Origin of the sequence: Vibrio hepatarius, from assembly GCF_001274785.1 — a bacterium.
Classification (GTDB): domain Bacteria; phylum Pseudomonadota; class Gammaproteobacteria; order Enterobacterales; family Vibrionaceae; genus Vibrio; species Vibrio hepatarius.
Genome location: NZ_LHPI01000006.1, coordinates 85,240 through 105,229, shown reverse-complemented (window position 1 = coordinate 105,229; position 19,990 = coordinate 85,240). Strand labels below are relative to the sequence as shown.

Annotated in this window: 20 protein-coding genes; 11 read left to right on the top strand and 9 right to left on the bottom strand. The window is 45.6% G+C overall.

Annotated features, from left to right (window positions below; translation table 11 throughout):
* The first annotated feature begins 156 nt into the window (after positions 1 to 156).
* The 5 genes from ffh to rplS all read left to right on the top strand — a co-directional run bounded on the left by ffh (position 157) and on the right by rplS (position 3,729).
* A complete protein-coding gene (gene ffh / locus AKJ31_RS08775) occupies positions 157 to 1,530 on the top strand; it encodes a signal recognition particle protein (RefSeq protein ID WP_053408729.1) in 1,374 nt (457 codons plus the stop codon).
* Positions 1,531 to 1,738: 208 nt separating this feature from the next.
* Entirely contained in the window at positions 1,739 to 1,987 is a 249-nt protein-coding gene (rpsP, locus tag AKJ31_RS08770; RefSeq protein WP_005379962.1) for a 30S ribosomal protein S16, read from the top strand.
* A gap of 29 nt (positions 1,988 to 2,016) precedes the next feature.
* The gene (gene rimM, locus AKJ31_RS08765; RefSeq protein WP_053408728.1) at positions 2,017 to 2,565 is read left to right on the top strand and encodes a ribosome maturation factor RimM; all 549 of its coding nucleotides are present in this window, start codon (positions 2,017 to 2,019) and stop codon (positions 2,563 to 2,565) included.
* A 25-nt stretch (positions 2,566 to 2,590) separates the two neighbouring features.
* The gene (gene trmD / locus AKJ31_RS08760) at positions 2,591 to 3,334 is read left to right on the top strand and encodes a tRNA (guanosine(37)-N1)-methyltransferase TrmD (RefSeq protein WP_053408727.1); all 744 of its coding nucleotides are present in this window, start codon (positions 2,591 to 2,593) and stop codon (positions 3,332 to 3,334) included.
* Positions 3,335 to 3,375: 41 nt separating this feature from the next.
* Entirely contained in the window at positions 3,376 to 3,729 is a 354-nt protein-coding gene (gene rplS / locus AKJ31_RS08755; protein WP_053408726.1) for a 50S ribosomal protein L19, read from the top strand.
* Positions 3,730 to 4,067: 338 nt separating this feature from the next.
* Here the strand turns inward: rplS and yacG are convergent, their stop codons facing one another.
* The 8 genes from yacG to nadC all read right to left on the bottom strand — a co-directional run bounded on the left by yacG (position 4,068) and on the right by nadC (position 11,180).
* Positions 4,068 to 4,262 carry a DNA gyrase inhibitor YacG gene (yacG, locus tag AKJ31_RS08750; protein WP_053408725.1) on the bottom strand — a complete coding sequence of 65 codons (195 nt, stop codon included), beginning with the start codon at positions 4,260 to 4,262 and terminating at the stop codon, positions 4,068 to 4,070.
* A 60-nt stretch (positions 4,263 to 4,322) separates the two neighbouring features.
* Positions 4,323 to 5,063, bottom strand: coding sequence for a cell division protein ZapD (zapD, locus tag AKJ31_RS08745; RefSeq protein ID WP_053408724.1), 741 nt, complete (start codon positions 5,061 to 5,063; stop codon positions 4,323 to 4,325).
* Positions 5,064 to 5,097: 34 nt separating this feature from the next.
* The gene (gene coaE, locus AKJ31_RS08740; protein ID WP_053408723.1) at positions 5,098 to 5,706 is read right to left on the bottom strand and encodes a dephospho-CoA kinase; all 609 of its coding nucleotides are present in this window, start codon (positions 5,704 to 5,706) and stop codon (positions 5,098 to 5,100) included.
* Between the two features lies 1 nt (position 5,707).
* Positions 5,708 to 6,577 carry a prepilin peptidase gene (locus AKJ31_RS08735; RefSeq protein WP_053408722.1) on the bottom strand — a complete coding sequence of 290 codons (870 nt, stop codon included), beginning with the start codon at positions 6,575 to 6,577 and terminating at the stop codon, positions 5,708 to 5,710.
* Positions 6,578 to 6,644: 67 nt separating this feature from the next.
* Positions 6,645 to 7,871 carry a type II secretion system F family protein gene (locus AKJ31_RS08730; RefSeq protein WP_053408721.1) on the bottom strand — a complete coding sequence of 409 codons (1,227 nt, stop codon included), beginning with the start codon at positions 7,869 to 7,871 and terminating at the stop codon, positions 6,645 to 6,647.
* Positions 7,872 to 7,885: 14 nt separating this feature from the next.
* Complete coding sequence (gene pilB / locus AKJ31_RS08725) at positions 7,886 to 9,574, bottom strand: type IV-A pilus assembly ATPase PilB (protein WP_053408720.1); 1,689 nt, start codon at positions 9,572 to 9,574, stop codon at positions 7,886 to 7,888.
* A 3-nt stretch (positions 9,575 to 9,577) separates the two neighbouring features.
* Positions 9,578 to 10,000, bottom strand: coding sequence for a pilin (locus AKJ31_RS08720; RefSeq protein WP_053408719.1), 423 nt, complete (start codon positions 9,998 to 10,000; stop codon positions 9,578 to 9,580).
* Between the two features lie 277 nt (positions 10,001 to 10,277).
* Positions 10,278 to 11,180 carry a carboxylating nicotinate-nucleotide diphosphorylase gene (gene nadC, locus AKJ31_RS08715; RefSeq protein WP_053408718.1) on the bottom strand — a complete coding sequence of 301 codons (903 nt, stop codon included), beginning with the start codon at positions 11,178 to 11,180 and terminating at the stop codon, positions 10,278 to 10,280.
* Positions 11,181 to 11,313: 133 nt separating this feature from the next.
* Between nadC and ampD the strand changes: the two genes are divergently transcribed.
* Entirely contained in the window at positions 11,314 to 11,859 is a 546-nt protein-coding gene (gene ampD / locus AKJ31_RS08710; RefSeq protein ID WP_053408717.1) for a 1,6-anhydro-N-acetylmuramyl-L-alanine amidase AmpD, read from the top strand.
* Between the two features lie 79 nt (positions 11,860 to 11,938).
* Here ampD and fldB read toward each other — a convergent pair whose 3' ends face one another.
* The gene (gene fldB, locus AKJ31_RS08705) at positions 11,939 to 12,460 is read right to left on the bottom strand and encodes a flavodoxin FldB (RefSeq protein WP_053408716.1); all 522 of its coding nucleotides are present in this window, start codon (positions 12,458 to 12,460) and stop codon (positions 11,939 to 11,941) included.
* Between the two features lie 162 nt (positions 12,461 to 12,622).
* Between fldB and xerD the strand changes: the two genes are divergently transcribed.
* The 5 genes from xerD (at position 12,623) to aceE (ending at position 19,977) form a co-directional block, all read left to right on the top strand.
* A complete protein-coding gene (xerD, locus tag AKJ31_RS08700; protein ID WP_053408840.1) occupies positions 12,623 to 13,519 on the top strand; it encodes a site-specific tyrosine recombinase XerD in 897 nt (298 codons plus the stop codon).
* Between the two features lie 28 nt (positions 13,520 to 13,547).
* Entirely contained in the window at positions 13,548 to 14,291 is a 744-nt protein-coding gene (locus AKJ31_RS08695; protein WP_053408715.1) for a thioredoxin fold domain-containing protein, read from the top strand.
* Positions 14,292 to 14,330: 39 nt separating this feature from the next.
* Positions 14,331 to 16,070: a single-stranded-DNA-specific exonuclease RecJ gene (gene recJ, locus AKJ31_RS08690; RefSeq protein WP_053408714.1), complete on the top strand. Its 1,740-nt coding sequence runs from the start codon at positions 14,331 to 14,333 to the stop codon at positions 16,068 to 16,070.
* A gap of 426 nt (positions 16,071 to 16,496) precedes the next feature.
* Positions 16,497 to 17,264 carry a pyruvate dehydrogenase complex transcriptional repressor PdhR gene (gene pdhR / locus AKJ31_RS08685; protein WP_053408713.1) on the top strand — a complete coding sequence of 256 codons (768 nt, stop codon included), beginning with the start codon at positions 16,497 to 16,499 and terminating at the stop codon, positions 17,262 to 17,264.
* 49 nt (positions 17,265 to 17,313) lie between these two features.
* On the top strand, positions 17,314 to 19,977 hold the full coding sequence (gene aceE, locus AKJ31_RS08680) for a pyruvate dehydrogenase (acetyl-transferring), homodimeric type (RefSeq protein WP_053408712.1): 2,664 nt from the start codon (positions 17,314 to 17,316) through the stop codon (positions 19,975 to 19,977).
* Positions 19,978 to 19,990 lie beyond the last annotated feature (13 nt).

Here is a 19,990-nt window from a genome sequence, read left to right as displayed (position 1 = left end):
ACTTGAGCCATGACTTATCAGCTTCATTTACGTGACTTGAGATGTCAAAACTGATTAGAGCTGTGCACAGTACCTTTGGCTCAGGTATACTCGCAGTAGTTTGTCGCGAAATTTAGGGTGAGTTTGAACACAAACGCCCGGGTAAAGAGACTTAAGATGTTTGAGAATTTAACGGATCGATTGTCCAAAACGCTGAAAAATATCAGCGGTAAAGGTCGCCTGACCGAAGACAACATTAAAGAGACGCTGCGTGAAGTGCGTATGGCACTACTGGAAGCTGACGTAGCGCTGCCTGTTGTCCGCGATTTCATTAAGCGCGTAAAGGAAGCAGCTGTAGGTGTTGAGGTATCTAAATCTCTCACTCCAGGTCAAGAGTTTATTAAGATCGTTCAAGGTGAACTTGAAGCGGTCATGGGTGAATCAAACGAAGCCCTTAACTTAGCGGCGCAGCCACCGGCTGTGATCCTGATGGCGGGCCTACAAGGTGCGGGTAAAACCACATCGGTAGGTAAGCTATCTAAGCTCCTAAAAGAGCGCGAAAAGAAAAAAGTTCTAGTTGTGTCTGCCGACGTTTATCGTCCAGCAGCGATTAAACAGCTAGAAACGCTCGCGTCTGACCTCGGTGTTGACTTCTTCCCGTCATCGCCAGATCAAAAGCCAATTGATATTGCTAACGGTGCGATTGATCATGCGAAGAAGAAATTCTATGACGTATTGATTGTCGATACTGCGGGTCGTTTGGCGATTGATGAGCAGATGATGTCTGAGATTCAGGATCTTCATACTGCGATTAACCCTGTTGAAACCCTGTTCGTTGTCGATGCAATGACAGGTCAAGATGCGGCGAATACTGCAAAAGCATTCGGTGACGCGCTGCCATTGACCGGTGTTATCTTGACCAAAGTTGATGGTGATGCGCGCGGTGGTGCGGCACTTTCGGTTCGTCATATTACTGGTAAGCCAATCAAGTTCTTGGGTGTGGGTGAGAAAACCGATGCGCTGGAACCTTTCCATCCTGATCGCGTGGCGTCTCGTATCCTTGGTATGGGTGACGTTTTGTCGCTTATCGAAGACTTGCAACGAAACGTAGACCAAGAGAAAGCAGAAAAGCTGGCTAAGAAGTTCAAAGAGAAGAAAGGTTTTGACCTTGAAGACTTCCGCGAGCAGCTAGGCCAAATGCAAAACATGGGTGGCATGATGGGAATGATGGACAAGCTACCAGGCATGTCCCAGCTACCTGACAACGTCAAAGACAAAGTCGATGACAAGATGTTTAAGCAAATGGAAGCGATCATCAACTCGATGACGATGAAAGAACGTCAGCGTCCTGAACTTATCAAAGGTTCACGCAAGAAGCGTATCGCAGCAGGTTCAGGCACTCAGGTACAAGATGTTAACCGCTTGCTTAAGCAGTTCACCCAGATGCAGAAAATGATGAAGAAAATGCAGAAAGGTGGCATGAAAGGCATGATGCGTAACATGCAAGGCATGATGGGTGGCGGCGGCGGCTTTAACCCATTTGGTCGTTAAATACACCTAGCTACAAAAATTTCAAGGTGTTAGCTGAGTCACAAACTTAAATCCTGATTTATGTTGGTGAAAAAATAGCTAAAGACCTTGCATTGCTTCGGAATAAGAGTAAAATTCCGGAGCTTTATTTTGGCACGAGACCCCAAACTATTTAGCGATAAATGGTTTCTGGGGTTAATTTTATTTTTGAGAAAGCAAAGAGGACGACATGGTAACCATTCGTTTGGCACGTCACGGCGCTAAGAAGCGTCCATTTTATCAAATCGTAGTTGCGGACAGCCGCAATGCTGCAACTGGCCGTTTCATCGAGAAAGTTGGTTTCTTCAACCCAACTGCTAAAGGTCAAGAAGAAGGTCTACGTCTAGACCTAGATCGCGTTAACCACTGGGTTGGTCAAGGCGCATCTGTATCTGACCGCGTAGCTAAGCTAGTTAAAGACGCTCAAAAAGCGGCTTAATTCTTAAATTAAGAAGTTGAAATTAGCTTATGTCGATGAAAGGTAAAGAAACAATGAGTAGCGATAAGATTGTTGTAGGTAAGTTTGGTGCTACTTATGGCATTCGTGGCTGGCTCAAAGTTTTTTCCTACACAGACAATACTGAAAGCATATTTGATTACTGCCCTTGGTTCGTAGAACAAGGTGGCAAGTGGGTTGAGTACAAAGTAGAAAGCTGGAAGCGCCATAACAAAGGTTTGGTGGTAAAGCTGGATGGTCTTGATGTGCGCGAAGATGCGCAGTTAATGACTAACTTTGAAATCTTGATTGACCCTGCAGTACTTCCAGAATTGCCAGAAGATGAGTTCTACTGGCGTGATTTGATTGGTATGCAAGTAGTAACTGGTAACGGTTATGACCTTGGTACTGTTTCTGATTTATTAGAAACAGGCTCCAACGATGTTTTGGTTGTTAAAGCAAATCTGAAAGATGCTTTCGGGCAAAAGGAACGTTTAATCCCGTTCCTTGAAGAGCAAGTGATCAAGCATATTGATCGCGAAGCTCAACGGATCGAAGTTGACTGGGATCCTGGATTTTAACTCCAAGTAACGGAGCGATAGAACAATGTGGATTGGCGTAATTAGCCTTTTTCCTGAAATGTTCCGCAGCGTTACTGATTTCGGAGTAACAGGCCAAGCGGTTAAAAAAGGTCTCTTGTCGATTGAGACATGGAATCCTAGAGATTTCACTCACGACAAACATCGCACTGTTGATGATAGACCTTATGGTGGTGGTCCTGGCATGTTAATGATGGTACAGCCTTTGCGCGATGCTATTCATACGGCCAAAAAGACATCACCGGGAAAGACGAAAGTTATCTATCTATCACCTCAAGGTCGTAAGCTTGACCAACAAGGGGTTGAAGAGCTGGCAACAAACGAGAATTTACTTCTTATTTGTGGTCGCTACGAAGGGGTAGATGAGCGCATCATTCAATCTGAAGTTGACGAAGAATGGTCAATTGGGGATTTTGTGATGACGGGTGGTGAAATACCAGCCATGACGTTAATTGACTCAGTATCTCGGTTTATTCCGGGGGTTTTGGGAGATTTTGCGTCAGCAGAAGAAGATTCTTTTGCTAATGGCTTGTTGGATTGCCCCCATTATACGCGTCCCGAGATACTGGATGGCAAAGAAGTACCTACGGTACTCAAGTCTGGTAATCACAAGGAAATTCGTCGCTGGCGATTAAAGCAGTCGCTAGGCCGTACTTGGCTAAGAAGACCAGAGCTCCTGGAAAACCTAGCTCTGACTGACGAACAGGAACAATTACTTGCTGAGTTCGTTAAAGAACATCAGAACAAGTAACCTAATTTATTTAGTATCAGTTTATTCTAGGAATTTAAAAAATGAGTAACATCATCAAAGCTCTTGAGCAAGAGCAAATGAAATCAGACCTACCTAAATTTGCACCAGGTGACACTGTTGTTGTTCAAGTTAAGGTAAAAGAAGGTGACCGTGAGCGTCTACAGGCTTTCGAAGGCGTTGTAATCGCTATCCGTAACCGTGGTCTACACTCTGCTTTCACTGTACGTAAGATCTCTAACGGTGAAGGTGTTGAGCGTACGTTCCAAACACACTCTCCAATCGTTAATAGCATCGAAGTTAAACGCCGTGGTGCAGTACGTCGTGCCAAGCTGTACTACCTACGTGAGCGTTCAGGTAAGTCTGCTCGTATTAAAGAGAAACTTGCTAAGAAGTAATGCTATAACTAGCGTTCTCATGTTAAACGGAGTCCTTTTGGGCTCCGTTTTTTTATGTTTGCTCATAACTGGCTATTTTCCTTTCTACCGTTGTCATCGGTGCTCATTTACTGGCGTAAACTCCGCGCCTCTTCCTAGATAGAAAGAAAAATATCTGCGTTCTGAGCTAAACATATTGCTGATGTGTATAAAACACGTCTGAAATTAAACCGAATATGAAATGGAAAGGCCCTTAACTCGAGAGTGGCAGAAAAGCGGCAGCGGACTCACTTTCAACAGGCAATAAAAAAGTTGACGCTCTCACGCCAACTTTCTTTATCTTTAGAACCTAGAACTTCTTAATATTGATCTTCCGACCAACCATCACTGTCCGACATATCGGGAGCGCCAGCAATGGCATTCTCTTCATCAGCCCATTCGCCAAAATCGATCATCTGGCATTTTTTGCTGCAAAAAGGGCGGTGAGGGCTTTGTTCTCCCCACTCTACATCCGTGCCACATTGTGGGCAGGGAACGATAGTAATTTTAGACATGGTACTTCTCTGAACGTTGTGACGTATCGATGGGCTAGATTATAACGTGTTTGGTGAGTCTTAGCTGCATACGGCTAAGTTAAACTCGACGTCGTTCGATGATGCTTGCCCAGACGAGAAATCAATAAACTTAATCGCAAAGCGGTTCTTGTGCCCTGAGATCATTGGATACACGCCAAAGTGCATCGGGATTTCAAGTCGCAGAATGTTGGCTTCTTCCGCATCACTCTGATAAAAACCTGTACGCGCGACTCGCGATCTGAATTGACCGGTTTCTCTGGTGAGCTTAAGCCAGAGCTTTAATGCCTCTGCAAGTGGCAGTAATGAGCTCATCCAACGTGCGGCGTCGGCTTTTTTGTTGTCACATGGAAGGTGCAACCAGTGATGTAAAGCGGGTAAGTCGAAACAACACGAACCTCCGGGCAAATTGAACCTTTGGCGAATGGCACTTAAGAAGCGATCTTCTTTAAGACTTTGGCCAAAACGCTCGGCGCTCATCAATTTACTGTGTACGGCATCCACATCATTGAGAATACCGAGCAGCATTTCTTGGTCGACACCATCAATGTTAAGCCATGAACGATACGTTAGGCGTTGCTTTTCTATATCTTTCGCCAATTCACTTTTAAGCTGGATTTGCTCAAAAATTTCAAGTAAATCAAACAGTGAACGGTAAAAGACTAAATGCTGCATGTCATCATTAAAATCAGCCGCGATGTTGAGCTGATTCAGCAATGATTCGACCCTAAGGTAGATACGAGTCTTTTCGTTTAATGGATGTTCGAAATAATGCGTGGTCATTAAAGTGCAGCTGTGAGTGATTCTGCCTTTATTCTCACAGATTTCCCCTACACATTTCTAGGAACTTTTTGTGCAATACTGTGATTTGAGGCAAAAGTTTCTGGTTTTCTGCGTGATTTTTAATCACATGGTCAGCGATAGCTAATCGTTGCTCGCGAGTTGCTTGGGACGCCAAAATAGATTGCGCTTGTTCGCGGCTAACATTATCTCTTTCTGACGTGCGTCGAAGCTGGGTTTCTTCATCGACATCAACCACGACGACAGTATCGGCGAGAGACTGTAAGTTGTTTTCGACCATCAGAGGAATGACCAACAAAGCGTAAGGTGAAGTGACGTTGGCTAAGTCCGCCAGCATTTGTTGTCGAATAAGGGGATGAAGAAGGGCGTTTAACCACGCTTTTTCTTCTGGTTGAGAAAAGATGATTTCCCTTAATTTTGCACGATTAAGTGAACCGTCGTTGAGTAATATCGATGCGCCAAACTTTTGCTCAATAGCGGCTAGACCTTGGCTGCCCGGTTCAACAACCTCTCGAGCGACGATATCTGCATCGACGATCTCGATACCAAACTGTTCATGAAACATATTCGCGACGGTGGTTTTGCCACTGGCGATACCACCTGTTAATCCCACTACAAAAGGCATATTAGAGTCCGACAAAACTTGTTAAATACCAATCTAAAATCTCATTGCCCCACATCATACAAATCCAGCCAGCAATTGCCAAATAAGGGCCGAAAGGAAAAGCTTTATCAATGCCTTGTTGTTTGAGACGCAGTTGTATGATGCCAAATATGACGCCAACAAAAGAAGAAAGCAGAATGATCATAGGTAGGTATTGCCAGCCAAGCCAAGCACCCAGTGCGGCCAGCAGCTTAAAATCGCCATAACCCATGCCCTCTTTGCCCGTTACTAACTTAAATAACCAATATACCGACCATAGTGATAAGTATCCTGCGATTGCGCCGATAACGGAGTCTTGAAGAACTACTGGACTGATTTGAAGCAGCGCTAAAGTAATGCCAAACCAAATCAGAGGCAGCGTTAAAGAGTCAGGCAAGAGCATCGTATCAAGATCGATAAACGTCGCAGCAATCAAAACAAAAGTGAAAAACAGCAGCGCAATCGCAAAGTAACTAAAGCCGAACTGGTAAGCGACCAGAAAACAGAGTGCGCCAGTGAGCAACTCGACTAGCGGATAGCGAATACTGATTGGATGGCTGCAGTGATGGCACTTGCCTTTCAGCAGTAGCCAACTGAGCACTGGAATGTTGTCTATTACTCGAAGCTGAGTTTCACACTTCGGACAAGTCGACCTAGGTACACTTAGGTTATAGACTCCAGAAGGCGGCGTAATTTGATACTCTGGAAAACTGTCTGCGCATTCTTGGCGCCATTCGCGTTCCATCATCTTTGGTAGCCGATGAATTACGACGTTGAGAAAGCTACCAACGATTAAGCCAAAGAGTGTTGCGAGAGTTGGGAATAGCCAAGGGTAAAAATCAAACAGTTCCATTAAAGTGCCGTTATTTGCAAAGTATCTACTAAGATTATCAACGAAGTGCTCCGTGGCAAATCGATTCCTAGCCTAACACACTCATTAAATTAAATATTGGTAAGTACATTGCAACCACAAGCCCGCCAACCACGACGCCCAAGAAGATAATAATAAGCGGCTCTAAAATTTTACCTAAGTTGTCCACGGTATTATCAATTTCGAACTCGTAAATCGTCGCGACTTTGTTGAGCATGTCGTCCAATCGGCCAGACTCTTCACCTATCATAATCATCTGCAACACCATTTCAGGGAACGATTCCGAGTTACGCATCGCGATATACATTGGCATACCCGCAGACGTATCGGTATAAACCCCATCAATGGCGGTTTGGAAATGAACATTGTTGGCGGTTTTAGCTGAAGCCTTTAAACATGAAAGAATAGGGATACCAGCACTAAAACTGGTTGCCAGTGTCCGGGCAAACTTGGCAATCGATGCCTTAGTCAGAATGCTGCCAATAACAGGAATTTTAAGCCCCAAACGGCTGGAAATTAGGCGGGCACGAAAAGACTTCTTTCGAATAAATTTCATAACAAGTACCGTAGCGATAAGAGTTAAAGCCGTCATTCCTCCGTATGCTTGAGCTAGGTGAGAGAGCTTGAGAACTTGCTGAGTAAAATAAGGTAATTCAGCTCCGAAGCCTTGAAACATGCTTTCAAACTGCGGGATAACTTGTGTCAGCATGAGGTACGATACCCCTAACGCGGTCAGCACAACCATGGACGGATAGATCAGGGCTTTGATGACCTTTGCTCTAAGTTGTTCGGATTTTTCTCTATAAGTCGCGATTCGTTCAAATACTTCCGCTAAGTTGCCCGATTGCTCGCCCGTTGCGACAAGATCAACATAGAGCGTATCGAAGTGCTGACTTGCCGTTCTTAAGGATTTAGAAATCGGAGTACCAGACTCTACGCCTTTAATAATCTGCAATAGGATAGATTTCATCTCCGCTTTACGGTGGTTATCAGTGACCAGCTTGAGTGCCTGTACTAGAGGCACGCCCGTAGTCAGCATGGTGGAAAGCTGGCGCGTTAATATCGTAATATCTCGAGCTTTAACTCGTTGAGTCGCTTTAGTGATAACAGAGACGCTACCTTTGCGTAGCTTCTTAATTTGTATGTGCTGCTCTTTAAGCCGATCTTTGACTTCAGTTTCACTCAGAGCCAGCAGTTGTCCAGATACCTTCCTACCAACACTGTTTACGCCTTTCCAACGATAACTTTTAAGTTGATTTGTTTGTGTCGTTTTCACTGTTGATACCCTTCTTACAAGAACAAGACGCGCTGCAGCTCACTCAAGCTGGTAATGCCTTGAATCATTTTTTCTATTCCAGATTCTTTGAGAGTTTTCATGCCTTCCTGTTTGGCAAGTTGTTCTATCTCTATGATGGACGCCCCTTCGGCGACGGCTTGGGCTAGGGCACGACTAAACCCCATCACTTCATAAATACCTACTCGTCCAGAGTAGCCTTGGTTGCAGTCTGCACACCCATCACTAGAAGCTTGATATAGGGTCACGCCCGCCGGAATATCCATATGTTCCAGTAGTTCAGCGGTTGGTTGATAAGGTTCTTTGCAGTGGTTACAGAGCCTTCTTGCTAATCGCTGCGCAATGATCAGGCTGAGGGATGAAGCGACGTTGTATGGTTCTATACCCATGTTACTAAGTCGTACGACGCTTTCTGCGGCTGAGTTGGTATGGAGTGTTGAAAGCACTAAGTGTCCGGTTTGAGCTGCTTTTACGGCAATTTCAGCGGTTTCAAAGTCGCGAATCTCACCAACCATAACGATATCTGGGTCTTGGCGTAGAAAGGCGCGTAGAGCTTGTGCAAAGCCGAAACCTATTTGCGGCTGTACTTGGACTTGATTGATACCCGGAAGGTTAATTTCCACAGGGTCTTCAGCGGTGGCAATATTAACTTCTTGGGTGTTGAGAATTTTCAGACCAGTGTAGAGGGAGACGGTTTTACCGCTACCTGTCGGGCCGGTCATCAAGATCATTCCTTGTGGCTTTTTCAGTGCTTTTAAATACAGTGCTTTTTGCTGTTCGTTGTAGCCAAGAGAATCAATGTTGAGGTTGGCTTCACTACTATCTAGCAAGCGCAGAACGATTTTTTCGCCCCACAAGGTAGGTAGGGTAGAGACACGCATATCAATAGCCGTTGTCTCATTGAGCTTAAGCTTGATTCGTCCATCTTGTGGCAGGCGACGCTCGGCGATATCGAGTTTAGAGAGGATTTTTATACGAGCAGAGAGGCGACGGCTGAGGTGGTGTGCGGGTTGCTGCGTTTCTATCAATATCCCATCACAACGCAGTCTAACGCGGTAGGATTCTTCATACGGCTCAAAATGGATATCCGACGCACCTTTACGTACCGCGTCCAAAAGGATTTGGTTGATGTAGCGGCTAACAGGCGCTTCGTCCTTGCTAAGGTCTTCTACGGTGTTGACTTCGTCGGCGGAGATATCAACAAGGTTAGCGAGTTCTTGCTCGTTGATGTCTTTCTTGCTGTTTTGTGTACCAGAAATCGCTTTCCCGTAAAGCCTGCGTATGGCACTTTGCAGCGCTTTAAAATCGGCGAGGACAAGGTCAACTTGCAGTCCAGTAGCAAAGCGAAACTCGTCTTCCACTTCCATATCAGTAGGATCGGCGATCGCAACCGTTAACAATTGGCCGTTTTGTTCTAACGGTAAAGCATGTAAACGAGTGATCAGTTCACGTAGACCGAGGCGATTGCACAACTCTGCGTAATCAAATTGAGAGAGGTTAGTTTCCGGTAAACCAAAAATCTTAGAGAGCTCACTGGTGAGCTCTCTATTGTCCATCAGACCGAGAGAGATTAATGCTTCAGGCACAGTACCACCTGAAGCATCAATATGTTCTATCACTCGAACCTCTTGCGTCGTATCTATTAGATTCGCTTGGCGCAAGATAGATGGTAGGGTGGTTATCATCAATTATGAGCAACCTTTCGGTTTCAAGTCTGATGCAACATCAGATGCACAACTCCAAGCTCCTGCCCCTGTGCGTTTTAGAGAAACTTTTTTGCTTACTACTTCTGGACTTACACCTGACGCTTTAAATGTAAAGACGATATCTCCAGCTGCTGATGTAGCGTTATCGTATGAGATAGTTCCTAGAGGTGAGTTAGGTACAGGTACTGCTGCTGAGGTAGGGAAGCTACCTTCAGTAAGCACGTAAGTTTCTACGTTAGCTCTATGACCAGTGATTGAAGCAAGAGCAGCGGAGGCTTCGCTCTTTGCGACATATTTTTGGTATTGAGGAACTGCGATTGCAGCTAAAACACCAATGATCGCTACGACGATCATTAATTCAATAAGCGTAAAGCCTTTTTGTTTACGACGTTGTTGGTTTTGCATTGTTTCTCTCCGTGGATGGAATGCGAAATGTGAAAGAGAGAATAGATGGGATAATTTGCACTGGGTATTGTGCGAGGTAGGGTTTCCGAGTCGATTGGTAAAAGTTGCATGACACTTTCATTTAGTGCGCAAATTAATTCGACTGACTGCAAAATTTTGTAGTATTTTTCTCACATTTAAAACAAAAATGGAGATCTGATGATCTCCATTTAGTGGTTGAAAAATAAGAGCTTTATTCCAAAAAAAGTGAATTCTGGGAAGGCACTACTTACATTTACTACTTAAAGCGCATCGACAAATCCATTGCGCGAACGTGTTTTGTTAGTGCGCCAACTGAAATGTAATCAACTCCAGTTTCTGCGTACTCACGAATCGTTTCTAACGTAATGTTGCCCGAGTTCTCTAATGCCGCTCGACCTGCATTGATCGCAACGGCTTCACGCATCATCTCTTTGGTAAAGTTATCCAACATAATGATGTCTGCGCCAGCTTCGATCGCTTCTTTGAGTTCATCTAAGCTCTCTGTTTCGACTTCAACTGGTTTACCTGGGTTGAGCTCTTTGGCGGTTTTGATGGTTTGTGCAATGCCACCATTCGCGATGATGTGGTTCTCTTTAATTAAGTAAGCGTCAAAAACACCAATGCGATGGTTAAAGCCTCCACCACACGCTACTGCGTATTTCAGCGCACTACGTAAACCGGGAACCGTCTTACGGGTGTCGAGTAGGCGGCAATCTGTGCCAGCTAACTTCTCTGCGTATTCAGCCACCGTTGTCGCGCAACCGGATAGGGTTTGGATGAAGTTCATCGCGTTGCGCTCACCAGTGAGTAGCATGCGTGAAGATCCAGATAAGGTACACAGAACTTGGTTTGGCTCGACTTTATCGCCGTCTTTTACGTGCCATTCTATTTTTACCGCACTGCCATTTTCTTGCTCAGCCAGCTGTTTGAACACTTCATCTGCCCACGCTTGACCGCAAAAAACGCCGTGTTCACGAGTAATAATGGTCGCTTCATTTTGCGCATCGGCAGGGATTAGACTTGCTGTGATATCGGCCGCAGGATCCAAAGTGCCGCCCAAATCTTCTTTCAGGGTGTCCGCCACAGCACGAGAGATCTCAAGAGGTAGTTGTTGTTTTAAGTATTCAAGACGTTCTTGGCTATTGTGTGTGTTTTTCATCGCAAATCTAATACGCAGTTAATTGGAGCTGGGAATGATACGCTGACTGCGAGTGAAATTCAGCCATTATTCTCGCATTTCAACGGCAAAAAGATAAAATTGCCAAGAACCAACAACGAGTGAATAAGCAATTATGATCGATAACCACGGCTGGTATAAACAAGCGCGTCATGTCCCTTCACCATTTTTTGACCAAAGAAGCGACGAAACGGACATTTCTCTGTTGGTTATTCACAATATCAGCTTACCGCCGGGAGAGTTTGGTGGGCCTTACATTGAGAAGTTTTTTACTGGGAAATTGGACCCTGAGGAACATCCATTTTTTAACGTCATTCATAAGATGGGGGTTTCTGCGCATTGTTTGATTCGCCGCGATGGAGAAGTGGTTCAATTTGTGCCATTCAGTGCGAGGGCCTGGCACGCGGGCGCGTCTAGTTTTGCTGGTAGAGAAAAGTGCAATGACTACTCGATTGGTATTGAGTTGGAAGGCAGTGATTTCGTGGCCTATACCGACGAGCAATATCACTCGTTGGCGGTGTTAACTCGTCAGTTGCAGCAGTGTTATCCGCAAATAACCTTGCCGCGTATCACTGGTCATCAGTACATCGCGCCACTAAGAAAAACCGACCCGGGTTTAGTGTTTGATTGGGTAAGATACCGCACGATGCTGGAAAAGTAGGACGGGGTAGTTTGCAACAAGGCTTCCATTTTCACTGTGGGAGTGATTGGTGAAGAAGCCTTATCAGGCAATATGTTATTTATAGCGTATCTTGGTATTCGATTAGGATCTGCTCGACCCAAGTGGCGATGCGATCATCGCTCAGTTCGTATTGAGAATCTTCATCCAAAGCCAAACCTACAAACTGGCTGCCGTCTTCGGTGAGTGCCTTCGACGCTTCAAACTCGTAGCTGTCATCTTTTGGCCAGTAGCCGATGATATTAGCTCCGCTCTTTTTCAGCTCGTCGTGCAACATCCCCATCGCATCTAAATACCATTCGCCATAGCCTTCTTGATCGCCTAAGCCGAATAATGCGACGGTTTTGCCATTTAGTGTGACGCCACCGATTTGATCCCATATTTCATTCCAGTCTTCCTGAATTTCACCAAAATCCCAGGTCGAGATGCCCAGAATAAGAAAGTCGTACTCTGTCATTAAAGATAATGGAGATTCTTTCACATTGTGAATGTCGACCATATCTTCGCCAATAATGGCACGAATTTTCTCTGCTGCCATTTCGGTATAACAAGTTGTAGAGCCGTAAAATAGACCGATTTTCATAACTTTCTTTTCTTTCGCTGGACTAGATAGCGAATTCTAACCACAAAATGGCGTGCTTTGCAGCGAATATCCACTTTGAAAGGCATTTTTTATGGCTTTATCTCTTCTAGACACTTACATTGACAGCAGAATCATAATTCGAGGAATGTTGTGTCTGAAGTCATGTCCCCTGATCAAGGAATCGTAGAGCAGTTTTTAGATGCCATGTGGATGGAAAGAGGCCTATCTGAGAATACTTTGGCCTCTTATCGTAATGATCTCAACAAGTTAATCCAGTGGATGGAAGCGAACAACTATCGTCTTAACTTCATTAGTCTATCTGGCTTACAAGAGTACCAATCTTGGTTGGCTGACCAGAATTACAAACAAACTTCTCGTGCACGCATGCTGTCGGCGATTCGCCGTTTGTTCCAGTACCTTCATCGTGAAAAAGTTCGTGCCGACGACCCGAGTGCTTTATTGGTGAGTCCAAAGCTGCCAAAGCGCTTGCCAAAAGACCTAAGCGAAGAGCAAGTTGATGCGTTGCTCAATGCGCCTGACCCAAATGATGCAATGGAGTTGCGCGACAAGGCCATGTTGGAGTTATTATATGCAACCGGGTTGCGCGTTACTGAGTTGGTCAGTTTGACTATGGAAAACATCAGCTTACGTCAAGGTGTGGTGCGTGTAACTGGTAAAGGCGGAAAAGAGCGTCTTGTACCTATGGGTGAGAATGCTGTTGATTGGATTGAAACTTTTCTCCAACAGGGCAGGTCTGAGCTATTAGGAGAAAATACCTCTGACGTTGTATTTCCGAGCAAACGTGCAAGGCAGATGACGCGGCAAACATTCTGGCATCGTATTAAGCATTATGCGGTACTGGCTGGGATTGACAGTGAACAACTGTCACCGCACGTATTACGCCATGCGTTTGCGACACACTTGCTCAACTACGGAGCGGATCTACGTGTGGTTCAGATGTTGCTAGGCCATAGTGACTTGTCGACCACGCAAATCTATACTCATGTAGCAACAGAGAGATTGAAACAGCTACACAGCGAGCATCATCCAAGAGCATAAAGCTTGCTGAAAACAAAAGGTGAATTTAATGAGCGTATTACGCCGAATAAGTCTTCTGACGTTACCACTTTTGGTTGCAACTCAAGTTTCTGCAGCCGAAGTTAAGATAGACAAAGAGCAGTTGCAGCAACGCTTTGCCAAGCTTGGACTGCAAGTAACCGATGCCGTACCAGCCGATATTGACGGTTTGGTGGAAGTGCAGACCAGCGGTGGAGTGCTATTTGCTTCGCCTAACGGTGACTACTTTCTAGCGGGTACGCTTTACAAGTTAGATGAAAATGGTCAGTACGAGGACGTGCTGGCTAAGCGCCAAGCGCCAATCAACGCGGCTAAGATCGAAGAACAAAAAGACAACATGATTGTGTTTAAAGCTGAAGACGAGAAGTACGTTGTCTCGGTATTTACCGATATTACATGTGGTTACTGTGTTCGACTTCATAGCCAAATGCAAGGTTACAACGATTTAGGCATCACGGTGCGTTACATGGCTTATCCTCGCCAAGGTCCAACAGGCATGGTTGCTGACCAAATGGCTGCGATCTGGGGAGCGGAAGATCAGCAAGCGGCGATGCACAACGGCAAAATTAATCGTACCTTCCCTGAAAAGGGGGAAGATTTTGCTAAGTATCAAGAGATTGTAAAACAACAATTTGCATTAGGACGTGAACTGGGTGTTAGCGGCACACCAGCGGTTTTCCTGCCGAATGGCGAAATGGTTGGTGGGTACTTGCCGCCAGCAGACCTTTACAAACGTCTTCAACAAACTCAGTAATCAATAAAGAGCCTCGTCACTGAGGCTCTGCTTATATCTATGATAGAAATTCAACGTCGACCAGAACCCGATTTATCTCTTTTACCAGACTCTATTGCGCCGATTCTTAAGCGCATTTACATCAATCGTGGCGTCACATCTCTTGAGCAGCTGCAAACGGCGGTGCGCTCGCTGCATTCGTACCAAAAAATGCACGGCATTAACGATGCTGTGGAATTGTTGTTTGAGGCAATTCAGCACAACAAGCGTATTATTGTTGTCGGCGACTTCGACGCAGATGGCGCGACCAGTTCCGCTCTATCGGTCCTTGCGCTGAGAATGTTAGGCTCTCATAACGTCGATTACTTAGTGCCGAATCGTTTTGAAGACGGCTACGGGTTAAGCCCGGAAGTGGTCGATCAAGCGATTGAAATTGGCGCGCAAGTGATCATGACCGTGGACAACGGCGTCTCGTCGATTGAAGGCGTTCGTTATGCTAAGCAGCAAGGGCTGAAGGTATTGGTGACCGACCACCATTTACCGGGCCATGAGTTGCCAGACGTTGATGCTATGGTGAACCCAAACCTACAAGAGTGCGCATTTCCGTCTAAAGCGCTGGCGGGTGTTGGCGTGGCGTTTTATCTGATGATGGCGCTGTGTGTTCATATGCGAAAGAACGGTTGGTTTGAACAACAAGGTATGGCTGAGCCAAAACTGATGGAGCTGGTGGATCTAGTCGCTCTTGGTACTGTTGCCGATGTTGTACCTCTGGATGAAAACAACCGAATCTTAGTTCATCAAGGACTTCAGCGTATTCGCGCTGGCAAAGCCCGTCCTGGAATTCAAGCACTGATCGAAGTCGCTAAGCGCGACGCAAGACGTATCGTTGCCTCAGATTTTGGTTTTGCCTTAGGACCTCGCATCAATGCGGCGGGCCGACTGGATGATATGTCGTTTGGTGTTGAACTGCTGATGAGCAACAACATCCACGCCGCACGTCGCATGGCGAGTGAACTGGACGGTTTAAACCAAACGCGTAAAGAAATCGAAGAAGGAATGAAGCAAGAAGCGATGGCTTTTTGTGAGCGGCTTCAGTTTGGTGAAAACAGCAAACTACCTCACGGGTTAGTCCTGTTCCAACGCGATTGGCACCAAGGGGTTATCGGTATTCTTGCATCGAGAGTTAAAGATAAATTCCACCGCCCGGTGATCGCGTTTGCCGATGGCGGAGAAGGTAGTATTAAAGGTTCTTGTCGCTCCATTCCCGGTTTACATATGCGCGATACCTTAGATCGTATTGATACACAAAACCCTAGTTTGATCGTGAAATTTGGTGGTCACGCGATGGCGGCAGGTTTGACGATTTTAGAAAAAGATTTTGAACGCTTCGCCAAGTTGTTTGATGAAGCGGTTAAAAATGAACTCGATGAAGCAGTGCTCAAAGGCGTGATCGTATCGGATGGCGAACTTAAGCCGGAAGAGTTCAGTATGCACACCGCAGAACTACTGCGCTCAGGTGGGCCATGGGGACAAGCGTTTCCTGAACCATTGTTTGACGGTGAGTTTAAAGTGCTGCATCAAAAGCTGGTGGGTGAGAAGCACTTGAAGCTAATGCTTGAGCCGCTGCATAAAGGGCATCCGACCAATATCATGATCGATGGCATCGCGTTTAACGTCGATTTGCGCCGCTGGCCGGATGCTTCAGTCAAAACCGTTCGTTTGGCGTATAAGCTAGACATTAACGAGTTTCGCGGCAACCAATCGTTGCAGCTAATGATTGACCATATCGAGGCGAAATAGTACTTCACGACATCCTGTCGATTTGCACTTCTGCTAGTGACATAAACTGGCAGAAGTGTGTTTTGCAAACTAATATTTACTTTTTGTTAATGATGGTGTTTTTATCGCCATTTTTCGTGATGATTGAGCCTTTATCTATTTTCTTAATTCATCACTTCCGTTCGTTTTTCTTCATCTTTCTTTAAAACTGACCCGTTACAATGTGATGACTGGCACATTTTCTCCCCATCTGTTTATATTTTGTAATTGGTCAGACCAATTTTATTGGTGTTTTAATCGACTATTGTTATCAAAGTGTTTAACCGTGACCTGTTCTATGATTTAGGTCAACTTTTGGCTGGAACTTGCGTTTTAATTATGTTAATTTCCTCGCCAACATAAAATTGGTATTACCAATTGACTGCAAAGAGTAGAAGAACAATAAATATGGCTTATCAAAGGATTCGTCAGCCAAAACTTTCTGATGTGATTGAACAAGAGTTAGAAAGGCTGATTGTGGAAGGAACACTGTCTCCGGGGCAGCAATTGCCACCAGAGCGCGAGCTGGCAAAACAGTTTGACGTGTCTCGTCCATCGATCCGTGAGGCGATTCAACGCCTTGAAGCCAAGCGTCTTCTTACTCGTCGTCAGGGTGGTGGCACTTTTGTTAGCGAGAACATCTGGAAAAGTTTTTCCGATCCTCTGCTAAATTTATTGTCTAGCCACTCTGAAACTCAGCTGGATTTACTGGAAACGCGTCATGCGATGGAAGGTATTGCCGCTTACTTTGCAGCCGTTCGTGGTACCGAAGAAGATTTTGCACGCATTCAAGCCTGCCTTGAACGAATCGGCAAAGAACAATCAAACAACGACGTAGAAGCGGAATCAGCGGAAGTCATGCAGTTTTTAATTGCCCTGACCGAAGCGGCTCACAACGTAGTACTGCTGCACATCGTTCGTAGTTTGGCACCTTTGCTTGAGCAAAATATTCTGCAGAATTTTAAATTGTTACGTCGCCGCCCTGAAGCGGTCGAAAAAGTAAGTAAACACCGAGCTAATATCGTGGATGCGATCGTCTCAGGTCAGCCAGAAAAGGCGCGCGAGATGTCTCACTCACATTTAGCTTATATTGAAGAAACATTGTTGGATTTGACAAGAGAAGAGTCTCGTCGTGAACGCTCTTTACGTCGAATGCAACAGGGCAATGACTCATAACGACGATTTGCTAGTTTTATAGATCCAACCAACAGAAGGATAGATCGCCATGTCTGATATGAAGCATGACGTAGATGCACTGGAAACTCAAGAATGGCTACAAGCACTTGAGTCAGTTGTACGTGAAGAAGGCGTAGAGCGTGCTCAGTTCCTACTTGAGCAAGTTCTAGATAAAGCACGTCTAGACGGTGTTGACATGCCAACTGGTATCACCACGAACTACATCAACACGATTCCAGCAGATCAAGAACCAGCTTACCCAGGTGACACAACACTTGAGCGTCGTATTCGTTCCATCATCCGCTGGAACGCAATCATGATCGTTCTACGTGCGTCGAAGAAAGACCTAGAACTAGGCGGCCACATGGCGTCTTTCCAGTCTTCTGCTGCATTCTACGAAACATGTTTCAACCATTTCTTCCGTGCTCCAAACGAGAAGGATGGTGGCGACCTAGTTTACTACCAAGGTCACATCTCACCAGGTATCTACTCTCGCGCATTCGTTGAAGGTCGTCTAACTGAAGAGCAGCTAGACAACTTCCGCCAAGAAGTAGATGGTAAAGGTATCCCATCATACCCGCACCCTAAACTAATGCCTGAATTCTGGCAGTTCCCAACCGTATCTATGGGTCTAGGTCCGATCTCTGCGATCTACCAAGCTCGTTTCCTTAAGTACCTTGAAGGCCGCGGCATGAAAGATACTTCTGAGCAGCGCGTATACGCGTTCCTAGGTGACGGTGAGATGGATGAGCCAGAATCACGTGGTGCTATCTCTTTCGCTGCGCGTGAGAAGCTAGACAACCTATGTTTCCTAATCAACTGTAACCTACAGCGTCTAGACGGCCCTGTAATGGGTAACGGTAAGATCATTCAAGAACTTGAAGGTCTGTTCAAAGGTGCTGGCTGGAACGTAGTGAAAGTAATCTGGGGTAACAACTGGGATTCTCTACTAGCGAAAGACACCACTGGTAAGCTTCTGCAGCTTATGAACGAAACAATCGATGGCGATTACCAAACGTTCAAAGCGAAAGATGGCGCATACGTACGTGAGCACTTCTTCGGTAAGTACCCAGAAACTGCTGCACTCGTTGCTGACATGACTGACGACGAAATCTTCGCACTTAAGCGTGGTGGTCACGAGTCTTCTAAGCTTTACGCTGCTTACAAAAACGCGGCAGAAACTAAAGGTCGTCCAACAGTTATCCTAGCTAAGACTGTTAAAGGTTACGGCATGGGTGAAGCGGCTGAAGGTAAGAACATCGCGCACCAAGTTAAGAAGATGGATATGACTCACGTACTACACCTACGTGATCGTCTAGGTCTACAAGACATCCTAACTGACGAAGCTGTGAAAGAACTTCCGTACCTGAAACTTGAAGAAGGTTCAAAAGAGTACGAATACCTGCACGCTCGTCGTAAAGCGCTACACGGCTACACGCCACAGCGTTTGCCAAACTTCACTCAAGAACTAGTCGTTCCTGAGCTAGAAGAATTCAAGCCTCTACTAGAAGAACAGAAGCGTGATATCTCTTCTACTATGGCATTCGTGCGTGCACTGAACGTTCTGCTTAAGAACAAGAACATTGGTAAGAACATCGTTCCTATCATTGCTGACGAAGCGCGTACATTCGGTATGGAAGGTCTGTTCCGTCAAATCGGTATTTACAACCCGCACGGCCAGAACTACACACCACAAGACCGTGACATCGTTTCTTACTACAAAGAAGCAACATCAGGTCAGGTTCTGCAAGAAGGTATCAACGAGCTAGGTGCTATGTCTTCATGGGTTGCTGCTGCGACTTCATACTCGACAAACGACCTACCAATGATCCCGTTCTACATCTACTACTCAATGTTCGGCTTCCAACGTGTTGGCGACATGGCGTGGATGGCGGGCGACCAACAAGCACGTGGTTTCCTACTAGGCGCAACCGCTGGTCGTACAACGCTGAACGGTGAAGGTCTACAGCACGAAGACGGTCACTCGCACATCATGGCGGGTACGGTTCCTAACTGTATCTCTTACGACCCAACATTCGCGTACGAAGTAGCAGTAATCATGCAAGACGGTATCCGTCGCATGTACGGTCCAGATCAAGAGAACGTGTTCTACTACCTAACGCTAATGAACGAAAACTACGCAATGCCAGCAATGCCAGAAGGCGCTGAAGAAGGCATCCGTAAAGGTATCTACAAGCTAGAAACTTACACGGGCGATAAAGCGAAAGTTCAGCTAATGAGCTCAGGTACTATCATGAATGAAGTACGTAAAGCAGCTCAAATCCTAAGCGAAGAGTACGGTGTTGCTTCTGATGTTTACTCTGTAACGTCATTCAACGAACTAACTCGTGACGGTCAAGATGCAGAGCGTTTCAACATGCTTCACCCAGAAGCGGAAGCGAAAGTACCTTACATCCAAACAGTAATGGGTACTGAGCCAGCTATCGCAGCAACTGACTACATGAAGAACTACGCAGAGCAGGTTCGTGCATTTATTCCTGCTGAGTCTTTCAAAGTTCTTGGTACTGACGGCTTCGGTCGTTCAGACAGCCGTGAAAACCTACGTCGTCACTTCGAAGTGAACGCAGGTTACGTAGTAGTAGCAGCGCTAACTGAACTGGCGAAACGTGGCGAAGTTGAGAAGTCTGTAATTGCTGAAGCAATTAAGAAATTCGACATCGACACTGAGAAAACTAACCCGCTATACGCTTAATTAAGAAGGTAGA

Excerpts from the sequence above, each read along its gene's own strand:
- aceE (WP_053408712.1), top strand. The coding sequence starts at position 17,314 with ATGTCTGATATGAAGCATGACGTAGATGCACTGGAAACTCAAGAATGG.
- trmD (WP_053408727.1), top strand. The coding sequence starts at position 2,591 with ATGTGGATTGGCGTAATTAGCCTTTTTCCTGAAATGTTCCGCAGCGTT.
- xerD (WP_053408840.1), top strand. The coding sequence starts at position 12,623 with ATGTCCCCTGATCAAGGAATCGTAGAGCAGTTTTTAGATGCCATGTGG.
- nadC (WP_053408718.1), bottom strand. The coding sequence starts at position 11,180 with ATGAAAAACACACACAATAGCCAAGAACGTCTTGAATACTTAAAACAA.
- AKJ31_RS08735 (WP_053408722.1), bottom strand. The coding sequence starts at position 6,577 with ATGGAACTGTTTGATTTTTACCCTTGGCTATTCCCAACTCTCGCAACA.
- fldB (WP_053408716.1), bottom strand. The coding sequence starts at position 12,460 with ATGAAAATCGGTCTATTTTACGGCTCTACAACTTGTTATACCGAAATG.
- AKJ31_RS08720 (WP_053408719.1), bottom strand. The coding sequence starts at position 10,000 with ATGCAAAACCAACAACGTCGTAAACAAAAAGGCTTTACGCTTATTGAA.
- pilB (WP_053408720.1), bottom strand. The coding sequence starts at position 9,574 with ATGATAACCACCCTACCATCTATCTTGCGCCAAGCGAATCTAATAGAT.
- ffh (WP_053408729.1), top strand. The coding sequence starts at position 157 with ATGTTTGAGAATTTAACGGATCGATTGTCCAAAACGCTGAAAAATATC.
- zapD (WP_053408724.1), bottom strand. The coding sequence starts at position 5,063 with ATGACCACGCATTATTTCGAACATCCATTAAACGAAAAGACTCGTATC.
- rimM (WP_053408728.1), top strand. The coding sequence starts at position 2,017 with ATGTCGATGAAAGGTAAAGAAACAATGAGTAGCGATAAGATTGTTGTA.
- pdhR (WP_053408713.1), top strand. The coding sequence starts at position 16,497 with ATGGCTTATCAAAGGATTCGTCAGCCAAAACTTTCTGATGTGATTGAA.
- yacG (WP_053408725.1), bottom strand. The coding sequence starts at position 4,262 with ATGTCTAAAATTACTATCGTTCCCTGCCCACAATGTGGCACGGATGTA.
- coaE (WP_053408723.1), bottom strand. The coding sequence starts at position 5,706 with ATGCCTTTTGTAGTGGGATTAACAGGTGGTATCGCCAGTGGCAAAACC.
- AKJ31_RS08695 (WP_053408715.1), top strand. The coding sequence starts at position 13,548 with ATGAGCGTATTACGCCGAATAAGTCTTCTGACGTTACCACTTTTGGTT.
- rplS (WP_053408726.1), top strand. The coding sequence starts at position 3,376 with ATGAGTAACATCATCAAAGCTCTTGAGCAAGAGCAAATGAAATCAGAC.
- rpsP (WP_005379962.1), top strand. The coding sequence starts at position 1,739 with ATGGTAACCATTCGTTTGGCACGTCACGGCGCTAAGAAGCGTCCATTT.
- ampD (WP_053408717.1), top strand. The coding sequence starts at position 11,314 with ATGATCGATAACCACGGCTGGTATAAACAAGCGCGTCATGTCCCTTCA.
- recJ (WP_053408714.1), top strand. The coding sequence starts at position 14,331 with ATGATAGAAATTCAACGTCGACCAGAACCCGATTTATCTCTTTTACCA.